This is a genomic window from Geodermatophilus sp. URMC 63, assembly GCF_053502565.1.
The window spans coordinates 4,083,384-4,107,572 of record NZ_CP199956.1 but is presented as its reverse complement, the minus strand read 5'-3'; the positions used below and the strand labels follow the sequence as shown (position 1 = coordinate 4,107,572).

Here is a 24,189-nt window from a genome sequence, read left to right as displayed (position 1 = left end):
GGGTCGCCGTCGAGGTCGCGGTAGGCGATGACGACGAGGACCTTCCCGGCGGACGGCGAATATCCGATGAAGCCGGTGGCACCAACTCGGGACGTCGGTTAAGGCGAGACCTCGATGAGCCGTTCATCGGCGATCACCTCCGCCGTCCAAGCCGGCTCGATGTCGAGCGCACCCGCATACCGAGCAGAGAGGGACTAGATGTAGGCAGCATCCTCGTCTGCCCAGTAAAGCCCTACCGCGACAGTGTAAGACATCGGCTTACGGATGACGTTTTTAGCAGCAGCGAGAGCCGGCCCCCACCCGGTATTGACCCCATAGGAAGCATGCGGCAGCCCCAGGATCTGCCGGTGGCTCACGCTCTGGCGACAGTATGGAGTCGTGGCGATTCCGTCCGGGTCCGTGGATCAGGGCACGCTGCCGTTGATCGGTCTTGACGACGAGCTGTCGGAGCTGCGCGAGGAGGTGACCCGGCTCAGGGCGGAGAACGCCCGGCTGATGCGCCTGCTGGAGTTGACACCGCAGCAGGCGCGCCCACCCGGCCCGGTACAGACCGGCGTCTTCGAAGGCCTGCCCGGACCGGTGCATGCCGGCTCACCGGCCACTGCCAAGGTCGCCTTCTTCGCCAGCCTCTTCGCCGCCCGACCCGACGTCTACGCGCTGCGGTGGGAGAACGCTCGAACCGGACGAGCGGGCTGGGTCCCAGCGGTACGAGGTGGCTGGCGCAAGGGCGTGCCCGCTGCGGAGCGGGAATACCTGCCGCTGACCGATGAGGTCGTCACCGCACACCTGTCCGGCGAGCTGGAGTTGGGGCTGTATCCGCTGCTGGACGGCGACCGCTGCCACTGGCTGGCCGCCGACTTCGACGGTCCCTTCGCTGTTCTGGATGCGCTCGCCTACCTCAAGGCCGCGCGCACGATCGGTGCATCCGCGGCCCTGGAGGTGTCGCGCTCCGGCCTCGGCGCCCATGTCTGGATGTTCTTCACCGCCCCCGTCCCCGCGGCAACCGCCCGCCAGGTCGGCACCGGCCTGCTGCGCGAGGCGATCGCTGTACGCGGGCGGATGGACCTGGTCAGCTACGACCGGCTCTTCCCCTCCCAGGACGTCGTCCAGGTCGGCGGCGTCGGCAATCTCATCGCGGCGCCCCTGCAGGGCCGCGCTCGCCGGCGGGGAGCCACCGTCTTCCTCGACCTGGCCACGATGGAGCCGCACGAGGATCAGTGGGCGTATCTGTCCAGCCTCGGCCGGCTCACGCCCAAGGAGGTCAACCGGCTCGCGCAGCGGCTCGGCCAGGTCGCGGTCGGCGGCGAGGTGAACCGGCTCCGCTCCCCCACCTCCACGAAGATCGCCGTCCAGCCGCCCGCCGTGGTGCGCGCCCGGCTCGGCGCCACGATCACCGTCGAAGCGGCCGACCTACCGCCCGCGCTGCTGGCCACGCTCAAGCATGCCGCTTCGATGCCCAACCCGGTTTTCTACGAGCGCCAGCGACGCCGGGCCTCCACCTGGGACACTCCTCGCTTCCTGCGCAACTACGACGAGACAATCACGGGTGACCTGCTCCTGCCGCGCGGGTTGCAGGATCGGCTCACCTCTCTCGCGGAACAGGCCGGCAGCCGCCTGGAACTCACCGACGAACGAACCGCCGGCGACACGCAGACCTTCGAGTTCGCCGCAGAACTCGATCCCGACCAGCGACAAGCCTTCGCAGCCCTCGCCGCCCAGGAAGCCGGCGTGCTCGTCGCCCCGCCCGGCGCCGGCAAGACGGTCATGGCCTGCGCGCTGATCGCTCACCATGCGGTCCCCACACTCGTCCTCGTCGATCGGAAAGCCCTCGCCGACCAGTGGCGGGCCCGCATCGGCGAACTGCTCGGCGTTAAGGCCGGGCAGCGCGGCGGCGGACGCGGCAAGACCACCGGCGTCATAGACGTCGCCACCCTGCAGACCCTCGCTAGGGACGACGACGTGGCCGGCTGGACCAGCAACTACGGGCTGGTGGTGGTCGACGAGTGTCACCACGTGCCCGCCGCCGCCTTCGAGCACGCCGTGCGGCAGATCCCGGCGCGCCGCTGGCTCGGGCTGACCGCCACGCCGTACCGGCGCGACCAGCTCGACGACCTCATCACGCTCCAGTTGGGGCCCGTCCGCCACACCTTCGTCCCAGCGCCTGCCGGCACTCTCGGCAGCCGGTCACCGGACGCGCAGGCGCCCGAACCGGTCCTGGACGTCCACCCGACCAGCTACCGATACACCGGCGACGCGGACCCCTCAGCGCCCGGCGGCATCTCCGCCATCTACCGCGACCTGCTCGCCGACGGCGTCCGCACCGACCAGATCGCCGATGACGTCGTCGCCGCACTCGCCCGTGGCAGGCATTGCCTGGTGCTCACCCAGTGGACCGAACACCTGGACCGTCTCGTGGCTGCGCTGGACGAGCGCGGCCACGAACCCGTCGTACTCCGCGGTGGCATGGGCGCGAAGTCCCGGGCCGCCGCCCTCAGCCGTCTCGACCCACGGCCGGACGGGCCGCCACTGCTCGCCGTCGCCACAGGGCCTTACATCGGCGAGGGCTTCGACTGCCCCGTGCTCGACACGCTCTTCCTCGCAGCACCCGTCGCCTTCAAAGGACGGCTCGTGCAGTACGCCGGCCGCATCCTTCGCCCGTTCCCCGGCAAGACCACCGCCGAGGTGCACGACTACTACGACGTAGCCACCGGCGTCCTCGCCTCATCGCTGACCAAGCGCGCACCGGGCTACACCAGCCTCGGCTTCCCGGACCCGCGCAGGCTCGTCCGGTAGTCGGCCCCACCTCGGGTCAGATCATGCCGAGCCGGTCGAGCCGCTGGATGAACGAGATCTTGCGGCGCTGCTCCCGGCGAAGCTGCCGGACCCGGTCGGCGAACAGCTCGCTCGTCCCCTCGCGTCGGCAGACCTCAGCCAGTTCGCAGAGCAGACCCGCCGCCGCGTCGTAGTCAGCCGCCGTGCGTCGCTCGACGAGGTCGACAACCTCACGCCAGGCCTGGTCCTGCCGCTCCGCGAGTTCGCTCAGGTGGTTCTCGCGGGCGCGTTCAGCGGCGCGACGGCGCTCCTCCGCCCGGCGCTGGGCATGCTCCCTGGCCGCACGCTGCCTGTCGTCGCGACGCCGCCGGGCGTGTGCAAGCAACTCGCCCGCGGACCGGCCGGCGCCGTCGCCGGACTCGACCGATCCGACCGATCGACGGCCGCAGGCCAGCAGCTCGGCGCGCACCCTCGCCCCGTCACCCCGGGCGACCCGCAGTAGAAAGGCGTCCTTGCTCTCCACCGGTAGCTGCGCCAACCGGCCAGGCAGCTTCGCGAGCGTGTCGTCGGTCGTGAGCGGCGTACTGCGCTCCGCCGCGGCGGCGACCAGATCCGGGTCGATATGCAAGAACTCGGCTACCGCACCGAGGGCTGCGGTCAACTCACCGAGGCCCGGAGGAACGTCCGGCTCGACCGCGTCCTCGTCGACCTCGTCATTCTGGACGGCGAGCAGCCAGGCCAGGTAGAGCAGCCGCAGGTCTCCTGCCAGCAGTTCTGCGCGGACCGGGATGATCGAGGCCAGCAACCCGGAGCCGTCCAGCCAGTCCTCGCCGTATTCGCCGTCGTCGTCCTCGGTGACCAGGTCGATGACGACGCTCCCCCTGTTGGTCCATGCGGTCGAGCTGTCGCCGACGAAATACCGGTCCACGACGGCGGTGGAGTCGAACACCTCGGCGGGTACCCGAAACATCAGCCGATGCGTTCCCCAGTTGGCCAGGTAGAGGAACGCGTCGAAGTAGCGCTCGACCAAGCGGCGTGGATCGGCTTTCAGATCGCCCCACTCGTAGTGGTTCATGAAACTGGTCGGCGTGATCAGGGCTCGTGTCGAGATGGCACGCAGGTCGGCCTGCTTGTCGGCGGACAGTGGCTGGTCGATAGCCGCGAACTCGTAGTACTGGTACTCGCTCATGACCCGCAGTCCTCTGCGCTACCGGGCTGAGAGACAACCATCGGCTCCAGGCTCACCGTCGACAACCCCCTGCTGCGCCTCTGGCCGAGAGCCGGGGGGACATGTGCGGCCCCATGCCGATCAGGGCCGCAACCGTGTGCGTATGTAGCGTGTCCCCCCTCGGACACAGAATGAGCCCCATGTTGCTGCAGGTCAGTGGCATGGGGCTCACCTGTTTTCCGCTTCGGCGGGGTCAGGTGATACCTCCGCGATACCGCCGCCCCCGTTACCTTCCTCGCGCCCCCGGCGAGGGGGTTCCTGGTCACCAGGCCCGGCATGACTGACTGCCCCTGTCATTGATGATCCGGGGGGTGTTGTCACCGGGCCTGGTGGCACTGGTGGACCGCTGATAGGGACATGACCGCCTGCGGGCTGGTCTCTTCGTAACGTGGCTGCCGGCATCCAGTGCTCGACCGACCAAGACGAGAACTGGACATGCGGGGAGCGCATGGATGAGTGAGAGCAGCTACGCGGTCTTCTGCGGCCTGGACGTCGGCAAGATCGCCCACCACGCGGTGGCCCTGAACCCGGCCGGGGCCCGGCTGAACGACGCGGCGCTGCCTCAGGCGCGTTATGCGGGTTGCGCGCGGCAACTGATGACTTGACATGAGGGCGCCTCTGCGGAACGTGGCAGTTGTCGAAGACCCCTCGCCCGCAGAGGCGCCCATCATGCTGCCCACCGAGGACCTCCTCGTCCACGTCTACGTGCTCGTCGATGACGCCATCGCCGCCGGAAAGGTCACCATCCCGACCCGGCCGGGTCCGACGCCGGCCTGCAGCGACGCCGAACTGCTCACCATCGCCCTGGTCCGCCATCTGCTGGGCCGGCGCAGCGAAGCCGGGTTCCTCGCCGAGGTGGCCCGCGACTTCGCGCACCTGTTTCCCCGGCTGCCCCACCAGTCGCAGGCCAACCGGCGCATCCGCTGGCTGTGGGCCGCCTTCGAGCAGCTGCGCGCCGCGCTGGTGGCCCGCTGCCTGCTCGATGACTGCGCCCAGATCGACACCAGCGCGCTGCCGGTCAAGCACCCCTCCCGGGTCCGCGGCCCCGATGGCTGGGTCGGCCCCGGCGAGCTGGTCGCCCGCTTCGGCCGCGACGGCGCCCACGGGGAGTGGTTCTACGGCTTCCGGCTGGCCGTCCGCACCGATCTGGGATCGCGGCTGGTGCGCGCCTGGAGCATCGTGCCCGCCGCGGTCAACGAACGCGACGTCGCCACCGAGCTGCTCACCGCCGGGCCAGCACCGCGCGACCTGCTGGTCGACAAGGGCTTCACCGGGCGGGCCTGCACCGCCCGCCTGCGCCGCCGGTGGCACCGCCGTGCTCACCCCGCCCACCAAGGCCCAGCGCCCGAACATGCCCAGCGCGCTGCGCCAGGTGATCGCCTGCTGGCGCAACCACGTCGAGGTCACCTTCGGCGAGCTCACCGACCGGATGGAGCTGGCCCGCCACGGCGCCCACACCTTCTGGGGCCTGCTGACCCGCACCGCCGCCACCATCGCCGCGCACACCCTGTTACGCGTTCACCTCGCCGACCTCGCGGTTGCATAGGTCAACCCACATAACGCGCCTCAGCCGTTGCGTCGGCGATCTGCCGCCTCAGGACCGTTCTCGCATCGGCATACAGGTCCGACCGATCTCGTCCTCGTAGCACCGCGGGAGCAGCTCGCGCCGCTGGTCTTCGGGGTCAGCGACCACCGCGCTCCCCCGCAGCGAACTCGACGGGAAGCGCCTTCAGCCGAGCCGTCGCCGCCCAGGGATCAAGCCCTTGTGCGCCGCATAGAACTCCGCTTGCGTCATCAGCGGCTCGTGACTGGCGGGGAACAGCCGTCGTCGAGCAGGACCTCTCCCAGGTAGATCCGCAACAGCAGGATCTACCGAACTGTGGAGTACTCGACGCCCGTGCGGTCCTCGATTCACTGGTGGCTGCAGCCCTGCGCTCGAAGCCGGAAGATCTCGCGTGACCACCACCGCCTCGACGTTCGCGGCGATGGGGAGCCGGAGGCTCTCGCCTGGCCGGCCACTCTCCCGCCTACCCGTCCTGCAGCCGTCCGACCACCGGCCTGGAGGAGGAGTACGCCTGCGCGCGCGTCGATGAGCACATTGCTGCCTGCAGAGCGGCTCACCGGAGGGATCTCGCCACGTCTGACAGAGGGCGGCGCAGGCAGTCACCTCGCCTTTCGACGCCGACTCCCGGGCGCCGACGGTGGTTCATGCGGTCTTCTCACCGTCGGGCCCGGGCGGTTGCCGCACAGCCAGGATCAGTGTGGAACGAGAACGGGTGCGCGTCTTCCGCGAGACAGCGGCGGAGGTGCTGCCGCTGTCCGTGCAGCGCCCGAACGTGTGCTTCTTCGACCGGCCGAACCCCGTCACCCTGGCTGCCGCCGTCCTTGGGTCGCGCTACCGGGCCGTGGTGTCGGAGTCCGCCAAGCGCGACACGAGCGTGCGCAGGGCCGGCATCTGCACTCCGTCGTCCTCTCCGCTACGCAGCGCCGCCTGCAGGAACTGGCGGTCCTGCAGGTTCACCTTGCCGCCGTGGTGGTAGGCGTTGAAGGCCGCAAGGTCCATGGGCAGCGCCGCCTGTTCCATCTGCACCATCTGCTCGTGCACCGCCTGGGGCGTGATCTGCTCACTGGCCGCGACGCCGGCCGGTCCGAAGATCGGCAGGCGGTGGATCTCGGCCATGGCGTCAGCTCCGAGCCGCCATGTCTCATCGGTCCGGTCGATCTGGGCGGCCGCCGGCCACCCGAGCAGGTCCCAGGCCATGAGGACCGCTTGAACGGAGCCCCAGGACGCTCCCACCTCGGCCGGCAAGGCGGTGCAGGTCGAGATGCCGTTGCGGTCGAAGAGGGCCGTGAAATGCTCGGCGACCTGGGGCGCGGAGCGGTCCAGGAAGAAACCCGTCGACCCCAGGTACGTGTACGCGTGGTCCGCCCGGTCCAGCAGGTCCTGGTCCACCGCTGAGTCCGGCGCGAACGACAGGCCCCTCGCCTCGTGGACGAGGGTAGCGGTGCTTCCATGGCTCACCTGGCTGCTCGCGAGTCCCGAGCGCTGCAGGAACCGCTCACGCACTTGCAGGCCGATGCTGCAGAGGATGAACCCCGTCGTGGTGCCGCAAAACGCCCGCCCGAGCGCCTCGACGAGCTCCTGGCCGGCCTCTGCGTGCAGCGATGCGCCGTCCAGGGTGACGACGACGAAGTCGAACGGAGCGTCGCCGAGGGAGGCCGGGCCGGTCAGCAGGTCGTAGCCGGAGTACTCCGTCAGGCTCCGGTCGTCGTAGCTGTACAGCTGCTGTGGACGCGACAACGCCTCCTCGCGGTGCGGGCGCACCAGGAACGTGACCGAAGCCCCGGTGTGCTGGAGCTGGGAGCCGGTCATGAGGCCAGCCGAGCCGGCCCCCACGATCAGGACGGACGGGGATGCAGAAGTGGTCATGGAGGAGCGTTCCCTCTCCAGTGCCGCGGTGGAAGCGCCGGGTGCTCGTTCAGTTTCGGGTCAGGCGCTGCAGCTGCGCCACCACGCGGGCGTAGATCGCGTTGAGCTCGGCCGGTTCCCCGGCGTTGAGACCGGGAGTCTCCCCTCGACCACAGGATTCCCGCAGCTGCTCCGTGGAGCTCCAGCACGACGAGGCACCATCTGCATCCTGTTGCGCCGTCGCCTCGGCGGGGTTCCCGCTCTCCGTCGCGAGCACGGCGGTGACGGCGGCCCGGCTGCGCCGCAGGGGCTCGATCCATGCGTACCTGGCGTGTCGCCCCTCGGACACCGCACCGCCCCGGGATCTCTGCAGGCCGGAGTCCCGCGGCGGCCACATCTCCGAGGTCGACGAGGCCTCGCGACACCACTTCGGCACCTCGCGGCCGTCGGGCAGCCCCGCAGCGAGGCGGCGTGGCGCTCGGCCGCCTGGCGCCCATGCAGGGGTGGACGTGCTGCCGGCGGCGCTCACGCGTCCTCGTCCGGTCCGCGGACGCGCCCGCACCGCACGTCGACGACTGCGAGCGCCCGGAAGCCGTGCACGACCGGCACGTGAGCGCGTCGCCGCAGTCGCGAGCCGCACGGTGAGGCGGCTGCGGCTGCGCCGGGACGTCGGCGACCCCAGGTCCGGACGCGACGTCGCCCCACCAGGCGCCTGCTCGGGCCAGACATCAGACTCGGTACGTTCAGGCCCGTGGGTGGAGCAGCCGGCCTGGACCGACGGGCCTTCGACCTCGCGGTCGCCGGCCTGCGCGCCCAGCTCGCGGCCCTGCCGTCCGGCGCTCCTGTGCGTCTGGGCAAGCGCACCAGCAACCTGTTCCGGACCCGCGAGGCGTCGTCGGCGCCGCGGCTCGACGTCTCTGCCTTCTCCGGCGTGCTGCACCTCGACCCGGAACGGCGGACCGCCGACGTGCTGGGCATGACCACCTACGAGGACCTCGTCGCGGCCACCCTGCCCCACGGGCTCATGCCGCTGGTCGTCCCGCAGCTGAAGACCATCACGCTGGGCGGGGCGGTCACGGGTCTCGGCATCGAGAGCAGCAGCTTCCGCAACGGGACGCCGCACGAGTCGGTGCTGGAGATGGACGTGCTCACGGGCGCCGGCGAGGTGCTCACCGTGACGCCGGACGGCGAGCACGCCGAGCTGTTCGCGGGCTTCCCCAACTCCTACGGCACCCTCGGCTACGCCCTGCGCCTGCTCATCGAGCTCGAGCCGGTGCAGCCGTACGTCCACCTGCAGCACGTCGCGTGCGGCTCCGTCGCCGAGGCGGCCGACGTCGTGGCCGCCGCGTGCCGCGGACGCGAGGCGGACTTCGTCGATGCCACGTGGTTCTCGCCGGACGAGGTCCGCGTGACGCTCGCGAGGTGGGCGGCGTCGGCCCCGTACGTCTCCGACTACACCGGGCAGCACGTCTACTACCGCTCCGTGCAGTCGCGCGACGAGGACTGGTTGACCGTCGCCGACTACCTGTGGCGCTGGGACACCGACTGGTTCTGGTGCTCACGTGCTTTCGGCGCACAGAACCCCACCGTGCGCCGCTTCTGGCCCAAGCGGTGGCTGCGCAGCGACGTCTACTGGAAGCTCGTCGCCTTCGAGAAGCGGCACCGCTGGAAGACCCGCTGGGACCTGCGCCGCGGGCACCCGCCGCGCGAGGACGTCGTGCAGGACGTCGAGGTCCCGGTGGAGCGGCTGGCCGACTTCATGGACGTCTTCGCGCGCGAGATCCCCATCGCCCCGGTGTGGTTCTGCCCGCTCCAGCAGCGTTCGGCCGACCGGACGTGGCCGCTGTATCCCCTGGAGCCGGACCGGCTGTACGTGAACGTCGGCTTCTGGTCCAGCGTCCCCCTCGACGCCGACGAGCCGGACGGCACGCACAACCGCCTGGTGGAGCGCCTCGTGGAGGAGCTCGGCGGCCACAAGTCGCTGTACAGCACCGCGTACTACGACGAGGACGTGTTCTGGCGGCTGTACGGCGGCGAGGCCTATGCACGCCTCAAGGCCGCGTACGACCCGCACCGCAGACTGCTCGACCTGTACGACAAGACCGTGCGCAACCGCTAGAACGAGGAGACGACGTGGGAGCCCTGGGGGTCGCGCAGACGCTGCGGGCGGTGCTGCCCGAGCAGGTGGCGGTAACGGCCTACGACGGGTCGGTGGCGGGACCGCCGGACGCCGAGGTGACGCTGCACGTCCGTGACCCGCGGGCGCTCACGCACATGATCGTCGCGCCCGGCGAGCTCGGGCTCGCCCGCGGCTACGTCTCCGGAATGCTCGACCTCGACGCGCCGCACCACCACCGGGCACTGCAGGTCCTGTCCACCGGCAGGCACATGGCCGACCTGTCGTGGGCCCAGCGCCGCGCCGTCCTGCGCACCCTCGGCCGCGAGGCCCTGCACCTGGTCGAACCGCCGCCGCAGGAGGTCGGCGCCCGCCGCTACCTCGCCGGACTGCGCGCCCACACGCGCCGGCGCGACGCCCTCGCCGTGTCCCACCACTACGACGTGAGCAACACCTTCTACTCCTGGGTCCTCGGACCCTCGATGGCCTACACGTGCGCCGTCTACCCGACCGACGGCGCGAGCCTGGAGCAGGCGCAGCAGGAGAAGTTCGACCTCGTCTGCCGCAAGCTCGGACTCGGGCCCGGGATGCGGCTGCTCGACGTCGGCTGCGGCTGGGGCGGCATGGCCCTGCACGCCGCACAGCACCACGGCGTCGAGGTGGTCGGGGTGACGCTGTCGCGCCAGCAGGCTGAGTGGGGCCAGAAGGCCGTCGCCGAGGCCGGGCTCACCGAGCAGGTCGATCTGCGCCACCAGGACTACCGCGACGTCACGGGGACGTTCGACGCGATCAGCTCGATCGGCCTCACCGAGCACATCGGCCTCGCGCAGCTCGACGCGTACGCCGCCCGCCTGTCCTCGCTCCTCCGTCCGCAGGGACGGCTGCTCAACCACTGCATCACCCGCCCCGACGACGACAGCCCGCCCGTCCGGCGGCGCGGCTTCATCGCCCGGTACGTCTTCCCCGACGGCGAGCTGCCCGGCGTCGGCCGCATCGTCGGCGCCCTGCAGCGGGCCGGCCTCGAGGTGCGCCACGAGGAGAACCTGCGCGAGCACTACGCCCGTACCTGCGCGGCCTGGTCGCGCAACCTGGACGCGCACTGGGAGCAGGCCGTCGAGGAGGTCGGGCTCGGGACGGCACGTGTCTGGGCGTTGTACCTGGCCGGATCGCGGCTGGGCTTCGAGCGCAACGAGATCCAGCTGCACCAGGTCCTCGCCACGAGGACGACCGACGGCGACAGCGGCGCGCCCCTGCGCCCGGACTGGGGCGTCTGAGGCGCACCGGCCCTCGGGCTCAGGCGGAGGACGAGCACACCACGGTCGCCTGCCTCGGACCCCGGCCGACGCCGGTGTCGGGGCGCGCCGAGCCGGACCAGGGTGGCGGCGAGCCGCTGCTCCACGGCCACGAGGGTGGAGGACATCCGGCGCGGCATGCCTCATCGTGACGCCCGTGGCCCCGGGGCGAGCCGGTCCGCGTGCACCCCTTCCCCGGCTTCGGTGCGGACGGCCGGGTCCGCCTGGGCGGGCAGGCCCTGGTCGGTGCACCGCCGCGCCTGCGGACCTCGACGCCGCGCGCGACCGACGGAACAGTGCGCGGGCGGTGGGCCGTCGTCCGGGCGAACCTGCTGCCGTTCCTGACCCTCGAGCTCCCCTGTGCGCGCGTCGGGCTGCAGCTCGGCGACCAGGTCGCCGTGGTGCGGGCCGACGGCGGCGGCTACCTGCGTGCCGAGCTCGAGGACGTCGCGCTCACCGCCGGCCGGCACACGGCGACGCTGACCCCCGAGGAGCCCTCCGGACGATCGTCCACCGTCGTGGCACCCGGCGATGGCCCTCGCGCGGAGCGTTGCTGCCGTTGATTCGGATGTCACGATCGTAGGCATCGGGGGAGGAAAGTTGACCCTCGGCTTCGGCGCGATCGCGCCAGCGGCACGAGCCCGCCGCCGGCGCCCTGGACCACGCGGGCCACGCGGGCCACGACCACGAGCGCCAGCGAGTCGGCCAGGCCGGCGATCAGGCTCCCGACGGCGAGGGCGCCCAGGCGGCGGCGAAGACACGTCTCTTGCCCACCATGTCGCCGAGCCGGCCGAGTATCGGCGTGCAGACCGCGGCCGACAGGACGTTGGCGGTGAGCCGGTCACCGGGTGACTGGTGCGCGGGGAACGGCATCGACGGTCACGTGCAGGAGCTCCTACGAGTCGGTCGGAAGCGGGGCCAGCGGCGACGCAGCGGCGGCAGCCGCGGCGGCCCGGCGGTTCGCGCGGCGGGACGCGGGCATGGCCCAGGCAGCCAGCGTCCCGGCGAACATGACGACGGTGAGCAGCAGGAAGCCGGTGGTGTAGCCGTTCTCGGTCGGGAGACCACCGCCCGGTGCGGTGGAGGTGACCACGGTCGCCATGCCCGCCGAGCCGATCGTGCCGCCGATGGTGCGGAGGTTGGTATTCATGCCGCTGGCAGCACCGGTCTGGTCACGCGGGACGGACGTGACGACGACGTCGATCAGTGCCGCCTGCGTCGCCCCGGTGCCGAACCCCATCAGCAGGAAGGAGATGGCCAGCTGCCAGTGCTCGTCGTGCGCCACGGTGATCCCCAGGTAGCCCGTGGCAGTCAGCAGCGTGGTGACGGTGATGATGAGGCGCGAGCCGAGCCGCCGGCTCAGTCGCCCGGCGAGCAGCCCGGCGACGAACCCCGCAGCGGTCTGCGGGAGCAGCGCGAGCCCGACCTCGCTGATCGTCGACCCGAACCCGTAGCCGGCCGACGTGGGCGTCTGCATGAACTGCGGGATGAAGGCGAAGGAGGCGAAGAGCGTCAGCCCCACGCAGAAGGCGACCAGGTTCGCCGTCCACACGGCGCGCAGCCGCATCATCCGCATGTCGATCAGCGGTTGCACCGAGCGCGTCTCCACCGCGATCCAGCCGGCCAGGAGCAGGGCGCCGACCCCCAGGAGGCCGAGCACGCGCGCGGAGCCCCAGCCCCACGCCGTGGCACGGTTGACCCCGAGGAGGACGCCGACCAGCCCTGCCGACAGCAACAGCGCAGCCGGCACGTTGACCCGCCCCGACGTGCGCACGCGGGACTCGGGGATCACCCACTGGGCAACCGCCGCGGCGACCACGCCGATGCCCAGGGGCAGAAAGAAGAGCCAGTCGAGCCCGAGCGCCGACACGATCGGGCCGGCGATCACCAGCCCGAGACCCGACGCGGCGACGACGAGCGAGGACAGCACGCTGATCGCGGCGGCGACGCCCGAGTCCGGGGACTCGTCGCGCAGGATGCTGTAACTCAGTGGGATCACACCGCCGCCGATGCCCTGGAGCACGCGGCCCACGACCATCAGCGGCATTCCGCCGGCGAGCGCCGAGAGCAGGCACCCGACGCAGAGCGCCAGGAGCACCGTCACCAACATCCGGCGCTTGCCGAACATGTCGCCGAGCCGGCCGAAGATCGGCGTTGCCACCGCCGCCGCCAGCAGGTTCGCCGTCAGCACCCAGGTGACGTCGGCCTGGGAGGTGCCCAGGTCGGCCTGGATCGCCGGCAGCACCGGGATCACCATCGACTGGAGCAGCGAGTAGGTGCACAGCCCCGCCGCCAGGACCGCGAAGGTCGCGCGAGGTGACCTGCGACCCGACTGCTCGTGCATGCGTCCCCCTCACCCACTGGTTGGCGCCGCCAACCGAGCACTTTGGCAGGACCGCACCGGGATGGCCCATCCGGGTGAGCTCCGCCCAGCCCATCGCGGCCCCATGCTGATGGAGGACCACCTCCGGAAGAGGGCGCCCCGTGCGTCGAGGCCGTTGGGCCGTTGAACAGCCGATCGCAGATCTCCTCGACACGGCCCGCTCCGCCCTCGGCACGAGCGTCGCCTTCCTCAGCCGGCTGGACGGGACCACCCAGCACCTCGAGGTCGTCGAGGCGCCCCGGGTGCTCGTGCACGACGGCGCGACGACGGCTCAGGAACCCTGCTCCTGCCAGGCGGATCTCGACGGCCGGCTGCCCGCGGTGATCCACGACGTGAAGGACTCGCCGCTGGCGATGTCGCTGCCCTCGGCGCGCATCCCGCGGATCCGCAGCTGCGTCTCCATTCCCGTGCGGCTCAGCGACGGGCCACGGCCGCCGCCGTCCTGCGGATCGTCGACGCCGAGGAGCCGCCGCTGCGGGTGTTCCTCGGCGGGTACCGCTGGCGAGGGCCACCGCGGAGTACCAGCGGCGCCTGGCCACCTGACGCGAGTAGGAGCCGCTCCCGATCGCCGCGCACGGAAGCTGATCGCCGCCACTGCCCGGCACCGCCGGGTCCTACGGTCGCGCCGCGGTCGGACGCCTGACCGCTCCGCTCAGGCGGGCACGGCGAGGTGCGGCGTCAGCGCCTCCATGATCGCCGGTGCGAGCGTGCCGGCTCGCGGCACCGGTGCCGGCACGTGCACCGACCTTGCAGGGCCGGCCAGGCGTGGTTACGGTGCGTTGACGCATGAGTTGACGTTGTCGTCAACGTCAACCCGACGCCTGGAGGACGACGTGATGGACGGGATCCTGGTCGCCAACCGAGGCGAGATCGCCGTCCGGATCATGCGAGCCGCCGCCGACCTGGGCCTGACGACTGTCGCGGTGTCCCCGCAGGACGACTCCGGCTCGCTGCACACCCGACTCGCGGACCAGGCACATGCGCTCCCCGGTACCGGCGTGGCCGCCTACCTGGATGCCACGCAGGTCCTCGCGGCAGCGCACGCCACCGGAGCCACTGCCGTGCACCCGGGCTATGGCTTCCTGAGCGAGAACGCGGACTTCGCGCGTCGCTGCGCCGACGAGGGGCTCGTCTTCATCGGACCGACGCCCGAGCAGCTCGAGGTCTTCGGGGACAAGACCCGGGCCCGCAACCTGGCCGAGAGCGTCGGCGTGCCCGTGCTGCCGGGGACGAGGAGCGCCACCTCGCTCGAGGAAGCCCGCGCGTTCGCCGCCCAGCACGGCCCGGTGATGCTCAAGGCACTCGCCGGCGGAGGCGGCCGCGGAATGCGTGCCGTGCTGTCCCTCGACGACCTGCCCGAGGCGTTCGAGCGCAGCCGGTCGGAGGCCGAGCAGGCCTTCGGCAACGGGGACGTCTACGTCGAGCGGCTCGTGACCTCCGCCCGGCACATCGAGATCCAGGTGGTCGGCGACGGATCGGGCGCGGTGCAGCACCTGTGGGAGCGGGACTGCAGCATCCAGCGGCGGCACCAGAAGCTCGTCGAGGTCGCTCCCGCCCCCCGGCTGGACGCCCGCCTGCGGGACGAACTCCTGGCGGCAGCCCTGCTCCTGGCGGCGGACGTGCGCTACCGGAGCCTCGGCACCGTCGAGTTCCTCGTCGGCGCCGACGGCTTCTGGTTCATGGAGGCCAATCCGCGCCTGCAGGTCGAGCACACGGTCACCGAGCAGACCACCGGCATCGACCTGGTCGCCACCCAGATCCGCCTGGCCCGGGGTGCCACCCTGGCCGAGGTCGGACTCGACTCGCCGCCCGGGGTCACGGGCTGCTCGGTCCAGGTCCGCGTCAACCTCGAGACGCTCGACGAGGAAGGCGCCCTCCACCCCCACTCCGGGACGCTGACTGCCTTCACTCCCCCATCGGGCCCCGGCGTCCGTGTCGACACCTACGGTTACACCGGCTACCGGACCAGCCCGCGGTACGACTCGCTGCTGGCCAAGGTCATCGCCCACGGTCGGGACTTCTCCTCCGCCCTCCACCGGGCAGACGGGGCGCTCAGCGAGTTCCAGCTAGAGGGCGTGCCCTCCAACATCCCGCTGCTGCAGGGCGTGCTCGAGCACCCCGACGTCGCGACCGCGGACTGGAACACGGCCTTCATCGACCACCATCTCGACGAGCTGCTCGCCGGCGACCACCGCCGCCTGCGGCTGGATCCGGACGGTCCCGGAGCGGCACGAGCGGCGTCCGTCGCGGTGCCCGAGGGGACTGAGTCGGTCACAGCACCGATGCAGGGCGTCGTCGTGCGGATCGACGTAGCCGACGGCGACCAGGTCGCACCCGGCGCACGGCTGGTCGTCCTCGAGGCCATGAAGATGGAGCACGTCGTCCGAGCCCCCAAGGGCGGCCGGGTCGGGCTGGTGCTCGCCGCCCTCGGCGACCTCGTCGACGAGGGCGCGCCGCTGCTCCACCTCGAGCCGGACGGCACCGGCGCGGCCGCAGGTACCGAGGCAGGTGCCATCGGCAGTGAGGACTGGGCCGCCGAGGTCGAGGAGATCCACCGCCGCCGCGAGCTCGCGCAGCGGTTGGGCGGCCCGGAGAAGGTGGCCCGTCAGCACGAGACCGGGCGGCTGACCGTCCGGGAGCGGATCGCGTCGCTCGCCGACCCGGGCAGCTTCGCCGAGATCGGTGCGCTGACGGGTTTCGCCGAGTACGACGACGCCGGCGACCTCCGCTCGATCCTGCCGGCGAACTTCGTCGCCGGGACCGCCCGCCTCGACGGCCGCAAGGTGGTCCTGGGCGCCGACGACTTCACCGTGCGCGGTGGCTCCGGCGACGCGGCCATCCACGCCAAGCAGGTGTACGCCGAGCAGTACGCCCGTGAGATGCGCCTGCCCGTGGTCCGGCTGCTCGACGGGGCCAGCGGTGGCGGCAGCGTGAAGATGGCCGCCGAGGCCGGCTTCACCTACATCCCGGTCAACCCCGGGTGGGATGCCGCGGTCGACAACCTGTCCCTGGTGCCGGTCGTCGCGGCCTGTCTCGGCCCGACCGTCGGCCTGGGCGCTGCCCGCCTGGTCATGTCGCACCTGGCGGTCATGGTGGAGGGTGTCGGCCAGGTCTTTACCGCGGGGCCGCCGGTGGTCCGCGGCGGTACCGGTGAGGACCTCACCAAGGAGGAGCTCGGCGGCGCCGAGGTGCACCGGCGCAGCGGCGCGGTGGAACGGTTCGTGCGCACCGAGGAGGAGGCGTTCGACGTCGTCCGGACCTTCCTCTCCTACCTGCCGGACAGCGTGTTCGGCACACCGCCCGTCATCGACGGCACCGACCCGGCCGACCGCCGCGAGGAGTTCCTGCTCGCCGCCGTGCCCCGTGACCGGCGTGCCCCGTATGCGATCCACCCGATCCTGGAGGCCGTCTTCGACGCGGGGTCGGTGTTCCCCTACGCCGAGTACGGCGGCGCGACGGTGACCGCCCTGGCCCGGCTCGACGGCCATCCGGTCGGCGTCGTCACGACCGATCCGTTCAAGGGCGCAACCATGTCGGTCGAAGGGGCGCAGGCCGTCACCCGTCTGGTCGACCTCTGCGAGACCTTCCACCTGCCGATCGTCAGCCTCACCGATCAGGCCGGGATGACCATCGGATCCGCCGCCGAACGACGCGGCACGATCCGGTACGGCGCCCGGGCGATCGCAGCCGTCTACCAGGCGCGCGTCCCCCAGGCGGAACTGGTCCTGCGTCGGGTGTACGGGGTCGGCGGCGCCGGCATCGTCAACCGGCACCGGGCCGGTCGCAGCTGGGCCTGGCCCTCGGGAGACTGGGGCTCGCTCCCCGTCCAGGGCGGCATCGAGGCAGCGTTCCGCGCACAGCTGCTGTCCGCTGCCGATCCCCAGCGGGAACTCGAGCGACTGCGTGCCCAGCTGGCAGCGGTCACCTCGCCCTTCCGGACCGCGGAGCACTTCGGCGTCCAGGACCTGATAGACCCGCGGGACAGCCGGGAACTGCTGTGCGACTGGGTCACCGACGCCTACCGGCTGCTCCCCGAGCTGACCGGGCGCCCCTCGTTCGGTGCCCGGCCGTGATGGATCGCCCCGGACAGCGGAGGAGACGACGATGACCGAGCAGGACCTGGCGGCACTGCTCCGGGCGGACGGGGAGATCATCACCGACCGCCTCGACCACTGGGCGAGGACCGCCGGCGAGCGACCGTTCTTCCACTACGGCGAGGACGACGTCACCCTGACCTACGCGGATTTCGGCCGCCGCACCGACGCGATCGCGGGCAACCTCGCCGCCCGCGGTGTACGCCCCGGTGACCGGATCTGCGTCTTCTGCACCAACCCGCTGGTCAGCGCTCTGGTGATGTTCGGTGCGTGGAAGGCGGGCGCACTGTTCTGCCCGGTCAACTTCGCCTACACCGGGCGGCTGCTGGCCTACCAGCTCGACGACACCCGGCCCCAGCTCGTCGTCACCGAGCCCGAGCTGCTCCCGCAGCTCAACGAGGTGGTCGGAGACCTGGCCGAGCGCCCCTCCGTCATCGTCTACGAGGCACCTCCCGGCGCACACGACCACACGTCCGAGCGGGGCCCCAGCCTGCTGGACGAGGTGCCGTGGGCAGCGCTCACCGCCGACGCCGAGGCGCCGGGCGTGGTCGTCGGGTTCGACGACCCGGCCAACATCGTCTACACCTCCGGGACGACCGGCCCCGCGAAGGGAGTCGTCCAGCCGTTCCGGTGGATGGCGCAGTACACCTACGCCCTGCGCCTGCCGCTGACGCCGGACGACGTGATCTACAGCGACCTGCCCATGTACCACGTCGGCGGGGCCATCGCGAACGTCGCGCGCGCCGCGTGGGTCGGCTGCGAGGTGGCCGTGTGGGACCGGTTCAGCCCCTCCGCCTTCTGGAGCCGGGTCCGCTCGCGCCGCGCCACCACGGCCATCCTGCTCGACGTAATGATCCCGTGGCTGATGCAGGCCCCGCCCGAGGACGGCGACCGGGCCAACACGCTGAACAAGGTGTACATGCAGCCCCTGCCCCTGCACCACCACGACGTCGCACGCCGGTTCGGCTTCGACTTCGTGTCCGCCGGGTTCGGTCAGACCGAGTCCGGCGCCCCGCTCTCCGTGCTGCTGGAAGAGGTGCCCGAGGGCGAGGGCACGCCGGCCGACTCCTACATCGGCCGTAGCCACGCGGAGATCCGCGACCTCGCCCGCCGCTCCGGCCTCCCGCTCCTGGCCGGAGCCGACGTCGTCCGCAAGGGGCTGATGGGCCGACCGGCGCCCTTCGTCGAGGCGACCGTCCTCGACGAACACGACGAGGAGTGCGCTCCCGAGGAGGCCGGCCAGCTCGCGCTGCGCAGTCGGCTGCCCGGGCTCTTCCTGCACGAGTACCACGGCAAGCCGGAAGCGACCGTGGCCGCATTCCGCAACCTGTGGTTCCACACCGGGGACTCCGCCCTGCGGGGCGCCGACGGCCAGTTCTACTTCGTGGACCGGATGGGCGACCGCATGCGGGTCCGCGGGGAGAACCTGTCCTCCTTCCAGGTGGAGGACCTGCTCAACCAGCACCCCGACATCCAGTTCTGCGCCGTGTTCGCGATCCCCAGCCGCATGGGCGACGAGGACGACGTCGTCGCCTACGTCGTGCCCGGCGAGGGCAGCGAGCTGTCCGAGGAGGTCGTGCACGCGTTCGCCGCCGAGACGATGCCGAGGCACATGCGTCCCCGGTACGTGCGGGTCGTGGACGACATCCCACGCACCCTCACGAACAAGATCGAGAAGTACAAGCTCAGGCAGATGATCACCGCTGAGCTGGCCGGGTCGTGACAGCCCGTACCGGGCCGCAGTCGTGAGCGGCAGGCCGGCCTGGGCGGCCCGCACCGTACGCGAGGGCAGGGAGAGCGAGACCCGCTCGTTGCTGCTCTCCTGCGCCGGCCGGGTGTTCGCCCGGCTCGGGTACGCCCGCACGACCGTCGCGGACATCACCGACGAGGCCGAGGTCTCCCGGGCCACCTTCTACGTCTACTTCGCTTCCAAGGACGACGTCTTTCGGGCCGTCGCCCTGGGTGTCCGGGACCGGTTCCTGGCCGCGCACGAACTGCCCGACGTCGACGCCGACGACCCCTACGAGTTGGCGTACCGGTCGAGCGACGCCTACCTCAGGGCGGCTGTGGACCACCGGGAGCTCCTGACGGTCATCGAGCACCAGGGCCTCGCCGACCAGGAGATCGCCCAGATCTGGCGCGAACTGCGGGAGCGTCCTCTCCAGCGGACTGCTCGCTACATCACCCGCGTCACCGCCGAGGGGCTGGCGTCCCCGGCCGCTGAGGCCCGGGCGATCGCGGAGGCCGTCTACGGCATGTTCATGCACTTCGCCCACCTGGTGGCCGCCCACCCGGACGAGTACGACCGAGCGGTCGAGCAGCTCACCGCCATGTACCTGCGGTTGCTGGGGGTGCGGGAGCGGGCGGTCCTGGCGACGGAGGTCGCGGCCGGGCGCCCGCTCGTGGACCAGGGGCCGCCGGGCGTCGCCCGGTGACCGCGGGCGACTCGCTGTCGCCGGTCATCCGGGTCGAAGCCGTGTGCGGACGTACCGTGTCCCCCCTCGAACACAGCACCGCCCCGGTGTCTCTGCAGGTCAGAGGCCCGGGGCGGCGTCGTTTCACGGTCGACAAGGCCTCGTGACACCCATTTGACACTCATCACCCGACCTCACGTCTCCAGCAGGGCGGCGAAGCGCTCGGCGGCCTCGCGCCCCATCCCGGGGTGCACGTGCTGGTGGACGGTGAGCGTGATGGTGGCGCTCGCGTGCCCGAGCCGCTCCGAGACCACTTTCACCGGCACGCCGTCAGCGAGCAGCAGCGTGGCGTGGGTGTGCCGGAGGTCGTGCAGGCGGATGACCGGCAGCGCCTCCTCCCCCAGCGCCGGCGTGCCCGCATGAGCTGGGCGCCGAGGCTGCGGGAGAACCGGTCGGGATGCCGGTGCTCTCCCTCGATGCCGCTCAGCACCAGCGCGGAGTCCCGGACCAGGTCGATCGACAACTGCTCCCGGGCGGCGCGGTAGGACTGCAGGGCAGCGACCGTCCCGGCGTCGAGGTCGATCACCCGGGACTGGCCGGTTGTGATCGGCCCCTCCACCAGGCGCTGGCCGGCGCCCTTGTCCTTCACCGTCCCGACGCTGCGGCGCACCTGCAGCCGAGCAGCGGCCAGGTCGACATCCCGCCAGCGCAGAGCAAGTGCCTCGCCGCGGCGCATCCCGGTGGCCGCCAGCAGCCGCCAGCCCATGGCGAGTCCCGGGTCGTCGGCGTCGGCCCACCGAAGGAACCGGGCGAGCTCGGCCGCCGTCCAGGCCGGCATCTCCGGTGGCCGGGCCTCCGACGGGCTCGGCGGCGTCGCCCGGTCGGTCGGGTTGACGGCCAGCCGTCCCTGCCGGACCGCATCGCTCAGTGCCGCCCGCAGGATGGTGAACACTGGCACGTCCGACCCATCGGCGGCACCGATGCCCGGACATGGGGCAAGAGTCATTTCCGCGGTCGAACCCGCATCGACAGACTCGGAGCCGGCACTGGCGCCGGTCATCGGGATGCGGCGCGCCGATCCCCGGAGGTCTGCGTGACGTCGTCCGCCGTGGCCGCTCCCCCGTCCCCCGCGGCCCTGGACGTGCTGTCCGGGCTGTTGCGGGACGCCGTCCAGCTCGCCGGGCGCGGCACCGCCGCGCCCGGCGGACGTCGACACCGCGATGCGGCTGGGTGCCGGCCACCCCGCCGGGCCGTTCGAGGTCCTGGCCACGCTGACCCCCGACCAGCGCGGTGCCCTCGGCCTGCTGGCCCGGCTCCCCGAGGTGCCCGCGTCGGTTCCGGCCGACGGCCACGCCGACGGCGGCGGCTGGACCGGCCCGGTCGGCGTCCTCGGGACCGGGCACATGGCGGGCGGCATCGTCGAGGCGGTCGCCCGCAGCGGCCGGCCGGTCCGGGTGCTGGCCCGCTCCGAGGCGTCGGGCGCCCGGCTGCTCGGCACGCTGGGGAAGAGCCTGGACCGCGCGGTGTCCCGCGGCCGGCTCGACGAGGCCGGCAAGGCGGAGGTGCTCGGCCGGGTGTCGGTGACGCACGACGCGGCCGACCTGGCCGGCTCCGACGTCATCGTCGAGGCGGTCGCCGAGGACCTCGCCGTCAAGGCCGTCGTCCTCGGGGCGGTCGATGCCGCCCTGCCGCCGTCGCTGCCGCTGGCGACCAACACCTCGTCCTTCCGCGTCGGTGACCTGCGCCCGTCGGTGACCTCCGGCCGGCCGGTGCTGGCCCTGCACTTCTTCAATCCCGCCCAGGTGATGAAGCTCGTCGAGGTGGTCGTCCCGGACGACGTGCCGGACGCCGCAGGGCTGCGCACCCAGGCGAGCGCCTGGGCCCGCGGCCTCGGCAAGACGCCGGTCGTGTGCGCGGACTCCCGCGGCTTCGTCGTCAACCGGCTGCTGATCCCGTTCCTCAACGACGCCGTGCGGCTGCACGAGCGGGGACGCCCGCCGCGGAGGTCGACGACCTGCTGCGCACCGGCGCCGGGCACCCGATGGGGCCGCTGGCGCTGATCGACCTCATCGGCATCGACGTCGCCGTGGCGGCGCTGGAGTCGATGGCCGCCGTCGAGGACGACCCGCGCCTCCGCCCCGCCGCGGCGCTGACCGACCTGCTCGCCGCCGGGCGGCTCGGCCGCAAGACCGGCGCCGGCTTCCACGCGTACTGACTGTGAGGAGCACGAGATGACCGACCCCACCGCCGCGTGGACGGCCCTGATCAGCCGGTACTACGACGGCTGCAGCGCCGGCGACGTCGACCTGATGCTGGAGACGCTGCACCCCGACGTCGTGCACTGGTTCCTCGCTCCCAACACCGGGTCGGCGCCGGTCGAGGGCGCCGAGCACCTGGCCCGCTACTGGCGCAAGGTCACCGGCATGCTGCGGGCCCGCTGGGTGGTCGACAGCATCTGCGCGACCCCGGATCAGGCGGTCATCGAGTGGACGATGTGGTGGCTGCCCGACGGCGCCACCAAGCGGGTCGCCACCCGAGGCGCCGAGTGGTTCACCGGCCAGGACGGGCTCATCCGCGAGATCCGCAGCTACTACCAGATGCGCCCGCAGACCACCGAGCTCAACGGCTTCCCCTACGCCGACCGCGGCTACTCGCTGGCCGGCGCCGAGCGCAGCACGATCCACCCGGCACGTTGGACGCAGTGACCCGCCGTCGGGAACCACTCGTCGCGCGCCACGTCAGCCCTCCGTCTTCCGGACCAGCTTGCGGACGCCGGCCAGCCAGCGTTCGGGATCGGCTGCTCTCTGCGCCCAGTAGGTGCCGACCTCCGGGTGCGGCAGGAGCAGGAAGCGGCCCTCGGCCAGCCCGTCGATCACCGACTGCGCGACGTCCTCCGGCGTGATCACCGTGCCGGAGGCGGCGACCACCGACGCCGCCGGGCTGCCCTGTTCCAGCGGGTCGAGCAGCAGCGGCGTGGCCACCCCGAGCGGGCAGAGGACGCTCACGCCGATGCCGCGGTCGCCACAGGTGATTGCCAGCCACTCGGCGAACGCGACCGCGCCGTGCTCGGTCACCGTTTACGGGGCGTCGCCCGGCGTGGTGAGCAGGCCGGCCGCGGAGGCGACGTTGAGCAGGTGCCCGCTCCCCCGCTCCAACATCGAGGGCAGCACCGCCCGGGCGGCGTGGACGTGGGAGAGCACGTTGACGGCGAACACCTGCTCCCACACCGCGGTCGGGGTCTCCACCCCGCCGCCGGAGAAGACGCCGGCGTTGGAGCAGAACAGGTCGATCCGCCCGTGCGCGGCCAGCGTCCGGTCCACCAGCGCCGCGACGGCGGCCTCGTCGGTCACGTCGGTGGTGTCGGCGGTCCCGCCGATCTCCTCGGCCACCCGCCGCGCAGCGTCGCCGTCGCGGTCGCTGACGACGACCGCGGCGGCGCCCCCGGCGGCGAAGCGGCGGGCGAGGCGGCGCCGATGCCGCTGCCCGCGCCGGTGACGACGGTGACGGCGTCCTGGATCCGCACGGGTCAGCCCTCCCGGGAGATGCGCCGGCGCCCGCGCGGGACCGGCAGCGGGTCCGGTCCCGGCACGAGGCGGTTCTCGATGACGCCCAGTTCCTCGACCTCGATGCGCACGACGTCGCCGATCCGCAGCCAGTCCGGCGCGGTGTCGGGCTGCGTCCGCTTGATCTCGGCCAGGCAGCCGGTGCCGCAGGTGCCCGACCCGAGGACGTCCCCGGGGCGCACGACGGTGCCCCGGGAGGCGTGGGCGACCAGCTCGGCGAACGACCAGGCCATGTTCGCGGTGACGTCGCCGCCCACGCGCTCGCCGTTGAGCCGCACCTCGGTGCGCAGCGCGAGGCGACCGTCCTCGACGCGGTCAGCGACCTCGTCGGCCGTCACCAGCCAGGGGCCGAGGGTGATCGCAGCGTCCTTGGACTTCGACGGCCCCATGGGGAAGCGGAACTCGTGCACCTGCAGGTCGCGGGCCGACCAGTCGTTGAACAGCGTGTAGCCGACGATGTGCCCGGCGGCCTGCTCCGGCGTCAGGTCCGACCCGGCCCGGCCGACGACGGCGGCCACCTCGAGCTCGTAGTCGTACTGCGTGACGTAGGGCGGCATCCGCACGTCGCCGGAGGGGGCGACGATCGAGGCCGGGTTGGAGAAGTAGAACAGCGGCATCTCGTACCACTCGTCCGGCGGCGGCGCCCCGGTGAGCTCGGCGAGGTGGGCCTCGTAGGTGAGGAAGTCCCGGACGCTCGGCGGGTCCAGCAGCGGTGCGAAGGCCGCCTGCCCCAGCTCCACGACCTCCGCGGAGCGGGCCGCCTGCCGGGCGGCGTCGGCGAGCGCCTCCTCGCCGCCCCGGATCACGTCGAGCAGCGTCGGGCCGGCGTCCAGCAGCCGGACGACGCCGTCGGTCATCGTCCCGTCGAGGACGCCGACCCGCGGGCCACCGGCCGTGCGGAGGGTGGTCAGCCGCACC

Annotated in this window: 22 protein-coding genes; 12 read left to right on the top strand and 10 right to left on the bottom strand. The window is 72.2% G+C overall.

All coding sequences use genetic code 11. The features are described from left to right. Positions 1-378 precede the first annotated feature (378 nt). On the top strand, positions 379-2,793 hold the full coding sequence (locus ACWIZO_RS20010) for a TOTE conflict system archaeo-eukaryotic primase domain-containing protein (RefSeq protein WP_448639391.1): 2,415 nt from the start codon (positions 379-381) through the stop codon (positions 2,791-2,793). Between the two features lie 16 nt (positions 2,794-2,809). Here ACWIZO_RS20010 and ACWIZO_RS20005 read toward each other — a convergent pair whose 3' ends face one another. Next, positions 2,810-3,961, bottom strand: a complete 1,152-nt coding sequence (locus ACWIZO_RS20005; RefSeq protein ID WP_448639390.1) for a hypothetical protein — start codon at positions 3,959-3,961, stop codon at positions 2,810-2,812. A gap of 491 nt (positions 3,962-4,452) precedes the next feature. Between ACWIZO_RS20005 and ACWIZO_RS20000 the strand changes: the two genes are divergently transcribed. Together ACWIZO_RS20000 and ACWIZO_RS19995 are read left to right on the top strand one after the other, a co-directional pair. Further along, on the top strand, positions 4,453-4,605 hold the full coding sequence (locus ACWIZO_RS20000; RefSeq protein WP_448643013.1) for a hypothetical protein: 153 nt from the start codon (positions 4,453-4,455) through the stop codon (positions 4,603-4,605). Between the two features lie 64 nt (positions 4,606-4,669). Beyond that, complete coding sequence (locus tag ACWIZO_RS19995) at positions 4,670-5,560, top strand: transposase (RefSeq protein ID WP_448639389.1); 891 nt, start codon at positions 4,670-4,672, stop codon at positions 5,558-5,560. An 835-nt stretch (positions 5,561-6,395) separates the two neighbouring features. On the opposite strand, the gene ACWIZO_RS19990 is transcribed toward ACWIZO_RS19995, so the two are convergent. Continuing rightward, positions 6,396-7,430: a ketopantoate reductase family protein gene (locus ACWIZO_RS19990; protein ID WP_448639388.1), complete on the bottom strand. Its 1,035-nt coding sequence runs from the start codon at positions 7,428-7,430 to the stop codon at positions 6,396-6,398. 730 nt (positions 7,431-8,160) lie between these two features. Between ACWIZO_RS19990 and ACWIZO_RS19985 the strand changes: the two genes are divergently transcribed. The 3 genes from ACWIZO_RS19985 to ACWIZO_RS19975 all read left to right on the top strand — a co-directional run bounded on the left by ACWIZO_RS19985 (position 8,161) and on the right by ACWIZO_RS19975 (position 11,380). Then, positions 8,161-9,528 (top strand): FAD-binding protein, encoded by a 1,368-nt coding sequence (locus tag ACWIZO_RS19985; RefSeq protein WP_448639387.1) that lies wholly within the window; start codon positions 8,161-8,163, stop codon positions 9,526-9,528. Between the two features lie 14 nt (positions 9,529-9,542). After that, positions 9,543-10,799, top strand: a complete 1,257-nt coding sequence (locus ACWIZO_RS19980; protein ID WP_448639386.1) for a class I SAM-dependent methyltransferase — start codon at positions 9,543-9,545, stop codon at positions 10,797-10,799. Between the two features lie 200 nt (positions 10,800-10,999). Beyond that, positions 11,000-11,380, top strand: a complete 381-nt coding sequence (locus ACWIZO_RS19975; RefSeq protein ID WP_448639385.1) for a hypothetical protein — start codon at positions 11,000-11,002, stop codon at positions 11,378-11,380. 154 nt (positions 11,381-11,534) lie between these two features. Here the strand turns inward: ACWIZO_RS19975 and ACWIZO_RS19970 are convergent, their stop codons facing one another. The 3 genes from ACWIZO_RS19970 to ACWIZO_RS19960 form a co-directional block, all read right to left on the bottom strand. After that, entirely contained in the window at positions 11,535-11,690 is a 156-nt protein-coding gene (locus ACWIZO_RS19970) for a hypothetical protein (RefSeq protein ID WP_448639384.1), read from the bottom strand. 22 nt (positions 11,691-11,712) lie between these two features. Next, on the bottom strand, positions 11,713-13,161 hold the full coding sequence (locus tag ACWIZO_RS19965) for an MFS transporter (protein WP_448639383.1): 1,449 nt from the start codon (positions 13,159-13,161) through the stop codon (positions 11,713-11,715). A 310-nt stretch (positions 13,162-13,471) separates the two neighbouring features. Next, the gene (locus ACWIZO_RS19960; protein ID WP_448639382.1) at positions 13,472-13,603 is read right to left on the bottom strand and encodes a hypothetical protein; all 132 of its coding nucleotides are present in this window, start codon (positions 13,601-13,603) and stop codon (positions 13,472-13,474) included. A gap of 433 nt (positions 13,604-14,036) precedes the next feature. Between ACWIZO_RS19960 and ACWIZO_RS19955 the strand changes: the two genes are divergently transcribed. Genes ACWIZO_RS19955 through ACWIZO_RS19945 form a run of 3 tightly spaced genes read left to right on the top strand, consistent with a single transcriptional unit; the run spans position 14,037 to position 19,729 of the window. Beyond that, the gene (locus ACWIZO_RS19955) at positions 14,037-17,273 is read left to right on the top strand and encodes a carboxyl transferase domain-containing protein (protein ID WP_448639381.1); all 3,237 of its coding nucleotides are present in this window, start codon (positions 14,037-14,039) and stop codon (positions 17,271-17,273) included. 31 nt (positions 17,274-17,304) lie between these two features. Next, the gene (locus tag ACWIZO_RS19950) at positions 17,305-19,017 is read left to right on the top strand and encodes an AMP-binding protein (RefSeq protein ID WP_448639380.1); all 1,713 of its coding nucleotides are present in this window, start codon (positions 17,305-17,307) and stop codon (positions 19,015-19,017) included. 22 nt (positions 19,018-19,039) lie between these two features. After that, positions 19,040-19,729: a TetR/AcrR family transcriptional regulator gene (locus tag ACWIZO_RS19945; protein ID WP_448639379.1), complete on the top strand. Its 690-nt coding sequence runs from the start codon at positions 19,040-19,042 to the stop codon at positions 19,727-19,729. Between the two features lie 173 nt (positions 19,730-19,902). On the opposite strand, the gene ACWIZO_RS19940 is transcribed toward ACWIZO_RS19945, so the two are convergent. After that, positions 19,903-20,034 (bottom strand): hypothetical protein, encoded by a 132-nt coding sequence (locus ACWIZO_RS19940; RefSeq protein WP_448639378.1) that lies wholly within the window; start codon positions 20,032-20,034, stop codon positions 19,903-19,905. Continuing rightward, entirely contained in the window at positions 20,025-20,666 is a 642-nt protein-coding gene (locus ACWIZO_RS19935) for a tyrosine-type recombinase/integrase (RefSeq protein WP_448639377.1), read from the bottom strand. The genes ACWIZO_RS19940 and ACWIZO_RS19935 overlap by 10 nt, the downstream gene beginning before the upstream one ends. Positions 20,667-20,928: 262 nt before the next feature. Between ACWIZO_RS19935 and ACWIZO_RS19930 the strand changes: the two genes are divergently transcribed. The 3 genes from ACWIZO_RS19930 to ACWIZO_RS19920 are packed head-to-tail and all read left to right on the top strand — an operon-like array spanning position 20,929 to position 22,413. Next, entirely contained in the window at positions 20,929-21,768 is an 840-nt protein-coding gene (locus ACWIZO_RS19930) for a 3-hydroxyacyl-CoA dehydrogenase family protein (protein ID WP_448639376.1), read from the top strand. Then, complete coding sequence (locus ACWIZO_RS19925; protein ID WP_448639375.1) at positions 21,750-21,923, top strand: 3-hydroxyacyl-CoA dehydrogenase family protein; 174 nt, start codon at positions 21,750-21,752, stop codon at positions 21,921-21,923. Before ACWIZO_RS19930 ends, ACWIZO_RS19925 begins: the two co-directional genes overlap by 19 nt. 16 nt (positions 21,924-21,939) lie before the next feature. Further along, on the top strand, positions 21,940-22,413 hold the full coding sequence (locus ACWIZO_RS19920; RefSeq protein ID WP_448639374.1) for a nuclear transport factor 2 family protein: 474 nt from the start codon (positions 21,940-21,942) through the stop codon (positions 22,411-22,413). A gap of 33 nt (positions 22,414-22,446) precedes the next feature. Here ACWIZO_RS19920 and ACWIZO_RS19915 read toward each other — a convergent pair whose 3' ends face one another. Genes ACWIZO_RS19915 through ACWIZO_RS19905 form a run of 3 tightly spaced genes read right to left on the bottom strand, consistent with a single transcriptional unit; the run spans position 22,447 to position 24,188 of the window. Beyond that, entirely contained in the window at positions 22,447-22,782 is a 336-nt protein-coding gene (locus tag ACWIZO_RS19915; protein WP_448639373.1) for a hypothetical protein, read from the bottom strand. A 3-nt stretch (positions 22,783-22,785) separates the two neighbouring features. Then, positions 22,786-23,238: an SDR family oxidoreductase gene (locus tag ACWIZO_RS19910; RefSeq protein WP_448642976.1), complete on the bottom strand. Its 453-nt coding sequence runs from the start codon at positions 23,236-23,238 to the stop codon at positions 22,786-22,788. Continuing rightward, on the bottom strand, positions 23,235-24,188 hold the full coding sequence (locus ACWIZO_RS19905; RefSeq protein ID WP_448639372.1) for a fumarylacetoacetate hydrolase family protein: 954 nt from the start codon (positions 24,186-24,188) through the stop codon (positions 23,235-23,237). The genes ACWIZO_RS19910 and ACWIZO_RS19905 overlap by 4 nt, the downstream gene beginning before the upstream one ends. Position 24,189: the final 1 nt, after the last annotated feature.

Excerpts from the sequence above, each read along its gene's own strand:
- ACWIZO_RS20005 (WP_448639390.1), bottom strand. The coding sequence starts at position 3,961 with ATGAGCGAGTACCAGTACTACGAGTTCGCGGCTATCGACCAGCCACTG.
- ACWIZO_RS20000 (WP_448643013.1), top strand. The coding sequence starts at position 4,453 with ATGAGTGAGAGCAGCTACGCGGTCTTCTGCGGCCTGGACGTCGGCAAG.
- ACWIZO_RS19995 (WP_448639389.1), top strand. The coding sequence starts at position 4,670 with ATGCTGCCCACCGAGGACCTCCTCGTCCACGTCTACGTGCTCGTCGAT.
- ACWIZO_RS19990 (WP_448639388.1), bottom strand. The coding sequence starts at position 7,430 with ATGACCACTTCTGCATCCCCGTCCGTCCTGATCGTGGGGGCCGGCTCG.
- ACWIZO_RS19970 (WP_448639384.1), bottom strand. The coding sequence starts at position 11,690 with ATGCCGTTCCCCGCGCACCAGTCACCCGGTGACCGGCTCACCGCCAAC.
- ACWIZO_RS19965 (WP_448639383.1), bottom strand. The coding sequence starts at position 13,161 with ATGCACGAGCAGTCGGGTCGCAGGTCACCTCGCGCGACCTTCGCGGTC.
- ACWIZO_RS19960 (WP_448639382.1), bottom strand. The coding sequence starts at position 13,603 with ATGGAGACGCAGCTGCGGATCCGCGGGATGCGCGCCGAGGGCAGCGAC.
- ACWIZO_RS19955 (WP_448639381.1), top strand. The coding sequence starts at position 14,037 with ATGGACGGGATCCTGGTCGCCAACCGAGGCGAGATCGCCGTCCGGATC.
- ACWIZO_RS19950 (WP_448639380.1), top strand. The coding sequence starts at position 17,305 with ATGACCGAGCAGGACCTGGCGGCACTGCTCCGGGCGGACGGGGAGATC.
- ACWIZO_RS19930 (WP_448639376.1), top strand. The coding sequence starts at position 20,929 with ATGCGGCTGGGTGCCGGCCACCCCGCCGGGCCGTTCGAGGTCCTGGCC.
- ACWIZO_RS19925 (WP_448639375.1), top strand. The coding sequence starts at position 21,750 with ATGGGGCCGCTGGCGCTGATCGACCTCATCGGCATCGACGTCGCCGTG.
- ACWIZO_RS19920 (WP_448639374.1), top strand. The coding sequence starts at position 21,940 with ATGACCGACCCCACCGCCGCGTGGACGGCCCTGATCAGCCGGTACTAC.